This window comes from Limosilactobacillus mucosae DSM 13345, assembly GCF_001436025.1.
In the GTDB taxonomy this organism is placed as follows: Bacteria; Bacillota; Bacilli; order Lactobacillales; family Lactobacillaceae; genus Limosilactobacillus; species Limosilactobacillus mucosae.
In genome coordinates, this window is sequence record NZ_AZEQ01000012.1 from 77523 (window position 1) to 84935 (window position 7413).

At 46.3% G+C, this 7413-nt stretch carries 6 protein-coding genes; 3 read left to right on the forward strand and 3 right to left on the reverse strand.

Features of this window, described 5'->3' with window-relative positions; all coding sequences use genetic code 11:
* The first annotated feature begins 4 nt into the window (after positions 1-4).
* On the forward strand, positions 5-1801 hold the full coding sequence (pepF, locus tag FC47_RS06610) for an oligoendopeptidase F (protein WP_006500816.1): 1797 nt from the start codon (positions 5-7) through the stop codon (positions 1799-1801).
* 56 nt (positions 1802-1857) lie between these two features.
* On the opposite strand, the gene FC47_RS06615 is transcribed toward pepF, so the two are convergent.
* Positions 1858-2316, reverse strand: coding sequence for an Lrp/AsnC family transcriptional regulator (locus tag FC47_RS06615; RefSeq protein WP_006500815.1), 459 nt, complete (start codon positions 2314-2316; stop codon positions 1858-1860).
* A gap of 189 nt (positions 2317-2505) precedes the next feature.
* Here FC47_RS06615 and FC47_RS06620 point away from each other — a divergent pair, with 189 nt between their 5' ends.
* Both FC47_RS06620 and FC47_RS06625 read left to right on the forward strand, forming a co-directional pair.
* Entirely contained in the window at positions 2506-3000 is a 495-nt protein-coding gene (locus tag FC47_RS06620) for a universal stress protein (RefSeq protein WP_006500814.1), read from the forward strand.
* Between the two features lie 258 nt (positions 3001-3258).
* Entirely contained in the window at positions 3259-3774 is a 516-nt protein-coding gene (locus tag FC47_RS06625; RefSeq protein WP_268888867.1) for a GNAT family N-acetyltransferase, read from the forward strand.
* 118 nt (positions 3775-3892) lie between these two features.
* Here the strand turns inward: FC47_RS06625 and gndA are convergent, their stop codons facing one another.
* Both gndA and zwf read right to left on the reverse strand, forming a co-directional pair.
* Positions 3893-5332 (reverse strand): NADP-dependent phosphogluconate dehydrogenase, encoded by a 1440-nt coding sequence (gene gndA / locus FC47_RS06630; RefSeq protein WP_006500812.1) that lies wholly within the window; start codon positions 5330-5332, stop codon positions 3893-3895.
* 320 nt (positions 5333-5652) lie between these two features.
* Entirely contained in the window at positions 5653-7131 is a 1479-nt protein-coding gene (gene zwf / locus FC47_RS06635; protein ID WP_033934973.1) for a glucose-6-phosphate dehydrogenase, read from the reverse strand.
* Positions 7132-7413: the final 282 nt, after the last annotated feature.

A 7413-nucleotide genomic window follows, 5' to 3' on the forward strand; every position in this document is an offset into this window, starting at 1 on the left:
GACAATGGAAAAACAGCTTAAACGCAGCGAAGTACCTGAAGCGCTCAAATGGGATCTGACGCTGCTGTATGAATCAGATGAGGCAATGGAACAAGCACTTGCCAAAACGCAGCAGAAGGCTTCTGAACTTGCCAAGACGGCAGGGCATTTTGCCAGTGATGGTCAGACCTTTTTAAGAAATCTCAACGAAAATAAAGCGATTAGCGAAGAACTGGAACGCGAATTTGTCTATGGTATGCTGCGGCGAGACAGTGATACGACGGATTCAACGGCAGTCACGCTCTATGGTCAAGTCGTCAATGCCGCGACGACGATTGAAGCTGAGCTGGCCTTTATTCAACCTGAACTGACAGCCATTGACGATGCGGACTTCGCCAAACTGATGCAAAGCGAGCCGGGACTGGCCGAGTATCAATATGAGATGACCAAGTTGCGGCGGCAGAAAAAGCATGTGCTCTCTAAAGCCGAAGAAACGCTGCTGGGTCATTTGAACAAGTCGCTGGACAGTGCGGAAGAAATCTACAATACGCTTAACGATGCGGATCTGAAATTCGGCAAGGTTCATGATGAAAAGGGGCAGTTAGTTGAACTGACGCATGGCAATCGCAGCCAGTTCAATGAATCGCAAAATCGTTCCGTGCGCAAGGAAGCCGTTTTGGCATATGAAAAACCGTACCATGAGCTGCGCAATACCTTTGCTCAAACGCTGAACAGCTTTATCGGCACAGAAAATGCACTGGCTAGGATTCGTCACTATCCAAGTGCGCGCGCGGCCGCTTTAGGAGCCAATAATATTCCAGAAAGCGTCTATGATACGCTGGTGGCAACCGTCAATCAGCATCTTGATCTGGTTTATCGCTGGTATGAGCTGAAGAAACGGGTTCTGGGCCTGGACAAGATGTATAAATATGATGTTAATGTCCCATTGGCTGGCGAGGATATGCTGAAAACGACTTTTGAACAAGGTAAGCAGCTGACGTGGGATGCATTGCAGGTGATGGGTCCAGAGTATCTGAAAGGCCTGAAAAGCGAATTTGAGCATCGCTGGATCGACGCGGCTGAAAATCTAGGCAAACGCTCTGGTGGCTATCAAGTAGGCGTCTATACGGCAAATCCATTCATTTTACTTAACTGGACTGATAAACTTTACAGTACGTTTGTTTTGGCACATGAATCTGGTCATGCCATGCACAGTTGGTTTGCTCAACAGGCTCAGCCATCGGAATATGCTGATGCACCGATTTTTTTGGCAGAAGTGGCATCAACGTTTAATGAAAACATCTTAACCGACTATCTGCTGGAAAAATACCAGGATGATCCTAAAAAGCTGATCTTTATCCTGGAACAATATATTACCGGCTTCATTGGTACGATCTATCGGCAGACGCAATTTGCTGAATTTGAAGATGCCGCCTACAAAGCAGAGCAAAAAGGACAGACGCTGACGGCCGACTATCTGGATCAATTAAGCGGTGAGCTGGTTAATAAATACTATGGTCCCGCAGTTGAGGAAACCGGCACGCGAACGCAGAGCTGGGCCTATGTACCGCATTTTTACATGAACTACTATGTCTATCAGTACGCAACTTCCTGGGCGGTCTCAACGGCGCTTTCCGAGGCAGTCTGGCAGCATGAGCCGGGTGCTCTGGAACGCTACCTGGATCTATTGCGGGCAGGGGGCAGTGATGATCCGGTAACACTGTTAAAGCATGCGGGAGTTGACGTTACCGACAGCCGATATCTGGAACGGGCTTTTGCGCTGTTTGAAAAGCGTCTCAATCAGATCGAAAAGCTGCTTTAATTATCATTATCGGTTTCGAAAAACGCCTGCGATCGTCCATGACCGCAGGCGTTTTCTTAGTCTTTAACTTCTTCTGGCTGTGGCAGTTTGACGCCTCGGTGATCGACACTGGTTGAAAAGACGATCTGAGTACTGGTTTTGCCAAAGCGCTGCTGAATTTCATTGATAAAATCATCGAGATCTGAAGTGGAAGGGAAAACAACTTCCATGACCTCGGAAAAATCGCCGGTGACGCAATTGCATTCAATGACGTTGGGAACCTGGGCAATGTAAGGATAAAATTCCTTCTTTTGGCGTGGTTCCAGTTGCAACTGAACGAAGGCCTTAACGTGATAGTCCAGTTTTTCTAGATTTACGCTGGTGTGGAAGCCGGTGATGATGCCAGACTTTTCCAGTTTGTTGATGCGAGCGGCAATAGCTGGTGAAGAGATGTAGCAGGCTGCTGAAAGCTCCTTTAATGATACCCGGGCGTTTTCTTGCAGCATGTTGATAATTTGACGATCGATCTTGTCCAATGAAATCCACTCCTTTTAACTAATCACAAAATAATGTCTTTAAATTGTGAAAAAATACAATGTAAATGGTTTATTGTCAAAATAATTTAACTAATTATTGCTTTTTCACCCATAAAAATCAAATGATTCCGCTGTCATTATGGTACAATAGGAATAACAATTAAGTCGTGTGAATTGGAGGTCATAACTATGAATCAAGAATATCAAAACATTCTCGTCCCTGTTGATGGTTCCAAGCAGGCAGAACGGGCACTGAACAAGGCAATTGCCGTTGCTAAGCGTAACGATGCACACATTGACATCCTTAATGTTATCGACACGCGAGCAATGGCTTACAACTTTGCCGGCATGTCAGACAGCAGCATTGCTTACCAGCTGGTTGACAAGTCAAAGGACTATCTGGATGAACTGTATGACAACGCAAAGCAAAAGCAAGGCTTTGACAACATTGACATTCACATCCGGCTGGGGAACCCGAAGACGGTTATTTCCTTTGATTTCCCACGCGATCACCAAAACGATCTGATCATGATGGGTGCCTGCGGGCTGACTCGTCTGCAGCGGGCAATGGTTGGTTCAGTTACGTCCTTTGTTAAGCGGAATGCTCCCGTTGACGTTTTGGTAGTGCGGACCGACTTAAACAACGAGGTACCAGCTGACGAAAAGGACGCTAAGAAGAAATAAGCTTAATTAAATAAACCATTTAAAGGTCGTAATCCAAGCAATTGGGTTACGGCTTTTTGATATTTTAACACTCATTTTAAAAACTGACGATTAACTTTCTTATAAATTTTTAATCTTTCCTTGCCAAAAAGTTGGCTTTTCCCATATAATGAGCTTGCATCAAACAAATTTGGAGGGATATTTATTTATACGATTCGCAAGGCCGAGCCTGAAGACGCCGGCCAGATAGTACCGTTAATGTCTTTGATTTATGATGAAATGGAACTGGAGGAATTTGAGTCGGTTCCCGACGAAGACCCCCAGAGGATGATTTATAATGCTTACCGCGACCGAGCCTTGCTTGGCTATGTGGCAACCACGTTTGTTGCTGAGGCTGATGGGCAGGTCGTGGGGGTAGCGTTTGGCTATCCAGACAACAACGAAAATGCGGTCAACCGAGTATATCAAGAAGCTGCAGCGCCAATTCCGTCGATTCGCGATGTCGATTTCTTCGCGGACCCCGAATCATTTGCCAATGAGTTTTACCTAGACTCATTGGCGGTTGATGCTGATTATCGCGGAATGGGGATTGCAACGGCTCTGATTGATGCGATTATAAAACATGCTGCTTCCTTGGAATACGAGACGATCGGCTTAAATGTCGATGTCGCCAACCCCAAGGCAGAACGGCTGTATCGTCGCTTAGGATTTGATGACGCGGGTCAGATCATGATAGGCGATCACTGGTATCGTCACCTCCAGCGTTCAACTTCCCAAGTACTGTTAACTGAATAATAAATAAAGCGTCCTGCCAGCCGCGGGACGCTTTTTGAGTTCTTAGATTACGATAATAGTATAAAAAAAAGCGCCGAACACTAAGGATCGACGCTTTGAAATCAAGTCTAATTGATTTTTATTGTTCAACGTACCAGCTGTAGTGGAAGTTGCCTGGGCGGTCAACACGTTCGTACGTGTGAGCACCGAAGTAGTCACGTTGTGCTTGCAGCAGGTTAGCAGGCAGAACTTCAGCACGGTAGGAGTCGTAGTAGTTGATGGCAGCAGCCAGGGATGGTACAGGAATACCAGCGTTGATGGCCATGGATACGACTTCACGCGTAGCCTTTTGGTACTTCTTGGCAATGTCCTTGAAGTAGTCGTCCAACAGCAGGTTCTTCAGTTCAGGATCCTTTTCAAAGGCATCCGTGATCTTTTGCAGGAATTGAGCACGAATAATGCATCCTTCACGCCAGATTTGAGCCAGTTCACCGAACTTCAGGTTCCAGTCGTAGCGTTCGGAGTCGATCCGCATTTGTTCGAAGCCTTGTGCGTAGCTCATAACCTTACCGAAGTAGAGGGCTTCACGAACCTTTTCAACCAGTTCCTTCTTTTGGTCTTCAGAAACAGTTGGCTTTTCAACGTCTTCTGGCAGAACCTTGCTTGCAGCAACACGTTCGTCCTTCAGCATGGAGATGTAACGAGCATAAACGGCTTCCGTGATAACGGATTGTGGAGCACCACCGTCAAGGGCAGTTTCAGAACTCCACTTACCAGTACCCTTGTTGGCACCACGGTCAAGGATCATGTCAACGATTGGCTTGGACTTGTCTTCGCCCAGGTCATCCTTGCGAGTCAGAATGTCGGCAGTGATTTCAACCAGGTAGCTGTCCAGTTCGCCCTTGTTCCATTCAGCAAAGATGTCAGCCATTTCGTCAACGGAAAGACCCAGAACATTACGCATAATGTTGTAGCTTTCGTCGATCAGTTCTTCGTCACCGTATTCGATACCGTTGTGAACCATCTTTACGTAGTGGCCGGCACCGTTAGGACCGATGTAGGAAACACATGGCTTGCCGTCTTCAGCCTTGGCAGCGATTTGCGTCAGGATAGGTTCAACCAGGTCGTAAGCTTCCTTTTGGCCACCAGGCATCAGGGAAGGACCTTGCAGGGCACCCAGTTCACCACCGGAAACACCCATGCCGATGAAGTTGATGCCGGATTCGTCCAGCTTAGCGTTCCGTGCCATCGTGTCGTGGAAGTTGGTGTTACCACCGTCGATCAGCACGTCACCTTTGTCCAGCAATGGCAGGAGTTCTTCAATAACAGCGTCAGTTGGCTTGCCGGCCTTAACCATCATCAGGATTCGACGAGGCTTTTCCAGAGAGTTGACGAATTCTTCAACCGTGTAGCTAGGAATCAGCTTCTTGTCGCTGTGGTCACGCATCATTTCATCGGTACGTGAACGACTACGGTTGTATACACCAACAGTAAAGCCGCGGCTTTCAATGTTCAGTGCCAGGTTCTTGCCCATAACGGCCAAACCAACAACACCAATTTGCGCTTTTTGATCTGACATTGTGTTGTCACACTCCTTAAAAACTTAATTACATCATTTACAGAAACTATTATACCAGAAAGCGCTAAAAGTTGAAGAAATATTTGCTAAGGTTTGCACAATCTTTACAGTAATCTAACTAGTTTAATTCCTAAGAAAATATAAAAATTAACTAAATTTTAGTAATTTAGAAGTAGTTTAACGAAACAGATTTAAGAATGTTAAGAAAAAACTTAATCCACTAAAGATAATTGAGAGGGCTAAAAAATTAAAGCCCCCTCGCTTCAGGATTCTGAAACGAGGGGGCTATCCTTTACCAGATTGGCAAAGGTTTTAAAATTTTAGTGATTCAGATGGTAAACCCATTGACGGCCATCGCGAGCCAGCAGTTCGTCAGAAGCAGCTGGGCCCATTGAACCAGGCGTGTAGTTAGGGAATTGAGGTTCTTCAATGTCCCAGAGCTTGCGAATAACGTCAACGAACTTCCATGCGTAGGCAATTTCAGCCCATGATGCAAAGTTGGTGTGGTTGCCTTCCAGTGCATCGTGGAAGAGACGTTCGTATGGTTCTGGTGATTCGTTCTTGGCTTCATCGCTTTGCAGGTACTTCAGGTCAACTGGTTCAGTCGTGAAGCCTTGGCCGGCGCGCTTAGCGTTCAGACGCAGTGAGAAGCCAGAGTTTGGTTCAACAAAGATCGTCAGAACGTTGGAGTTCAATGACTGTTCGCTCTTCATCCGTGGGTTGGCAAAGATGTCGATCAGCGGCTTCTTGAAGACAACGTCGATACGGGTAAACTTGTCAGCCAGCTTCTTACCAGTCCGTACGTAGAATGGCACGCCAGACCAGCGATAGTTGTCAAACATCAGCTTGGCAGCGACAAAAGTTTCCGTAATGGAGTTTGGATCAACACCATCTTCATTGCGGTAGGCATGCGTGTCATCGCCAGCACCGTATTGGCCACGAACAAAGTTGGCAGCTGCTTCGGATGGGGTGTAGACTCGCAGTGAACGCAGTGCTTTAATCTTTTCAACCCGAACGTCGGTGTCGGTAAAGGCAACTGGTTGTTCCATTGCCAGTTGAGCAACGATCTGCATGATGTGGTTTTGCAGCATGTCACGCAGCGCACCGGATTGGTCGTAGTAGCCGGCACGTTCTTCAACACCCAGTTTTTCACTCAGCGTTACTTGGATGTTGTCGATGTAGCGGTTGTTCCACAGCGATTCGATAATCGTGTTGCCAAAACGCAGGGCTTGAATGTTTTGAACCATTTCCTTACCCAGATAGTGGTCAATCCGGAAGATTTGGTTTTCGTTGAACGTTTGTGACAGTTCGTCGTTCAGCTTCTTAGCGGATTCGTAGTCACGACCAAATGGCTTTTCGATCACCAGACGGTTGAAGCCATCCTTGGTCAGTAGGTCCTGCTTCTTCAAGTTCAAGGCAATCGTGCCAAAGAATTGAGGAGCCATGGACATGTAGAACAGGCGATTGCCTTCAGCACCAAATTGCTTGTCCAGTTCTTCCAGGCGTTGCTTAAGCACAGTGTAGTGTTCAGGCTTGGTAACGTCATGGGATTGGAAGAAGAAGTGCTTGGCAAATGCCTGAGCTTGCCCTTCTTCGTTTTCCATACCGTTGACAGACTTCAAAACCATTTGTTGGAAGTCCTCATCGCTCAGCGGACGCCGAGAAGTACCGAGCAGAGCAAAGTGTTCTGCCAGGTAGCCTTTCTTGTAAAGGTTGAATAATGATGGGTACAGCTTGCGTTGTGCAAGGTCGCCGGCTGCCCCGAACAGCGTAATTAAAGCTTTATTTTCCTTAGCCAAAATGTTCACTCCTTCTGAAAATATCAGAAAATCACTCTAACGCTTAAATTATATACTTTTATGTTCAAAACTGCACTAGAAAGCGTCCCCACTTTTTGCGGAATTCTCAAATGGACCACGCCGAAAAAAAGCGCGTTCTGGGGTTTTGTTAAACGCTTATCAGACAATGGTATAGGCCGAAAATAAAATTTTATTTTAGCGTTTAGCGTTGATCTAACGTTAAAGCAATCGCTTGCACATATCTGATTTTTTAGTAAAAAAGAGGCTGGGAAAAAACTCTCA

What these genes read in the sequence shown, in the direction of transcription:
- pepF (WP_006500816.1), top strand. Translation starts at nt 5, where the DNA reads ATGGAAAAACAGCTTAAACGCAGCGAAGTACCTGAAGCGCTCAAATGG.
- FC47_RS06625 (WP_268888867.1), top strand. Translation starts at nt 3,259, where the DNA reads ATGGAACTGGAGGAATTTGAGTCGGTTCCCGACGAAGACCCCCAGAGG.
- FC47_RS06620 (WP_006500814.1), top strand. Translation starts at nt 2,506, where the DNA reads ATGAATCAAGAATATCAAAACATTCTCGTCCCTGTTGATGGTTCCAAG.
- gndA (WP_006500812.1), bottom strand. Translation starts at nt 5,332, where the DNA reads ATGTCAGATCAAAAAGCGCAAATTGGTGTTGTTGGTTTGGCCGTTATG.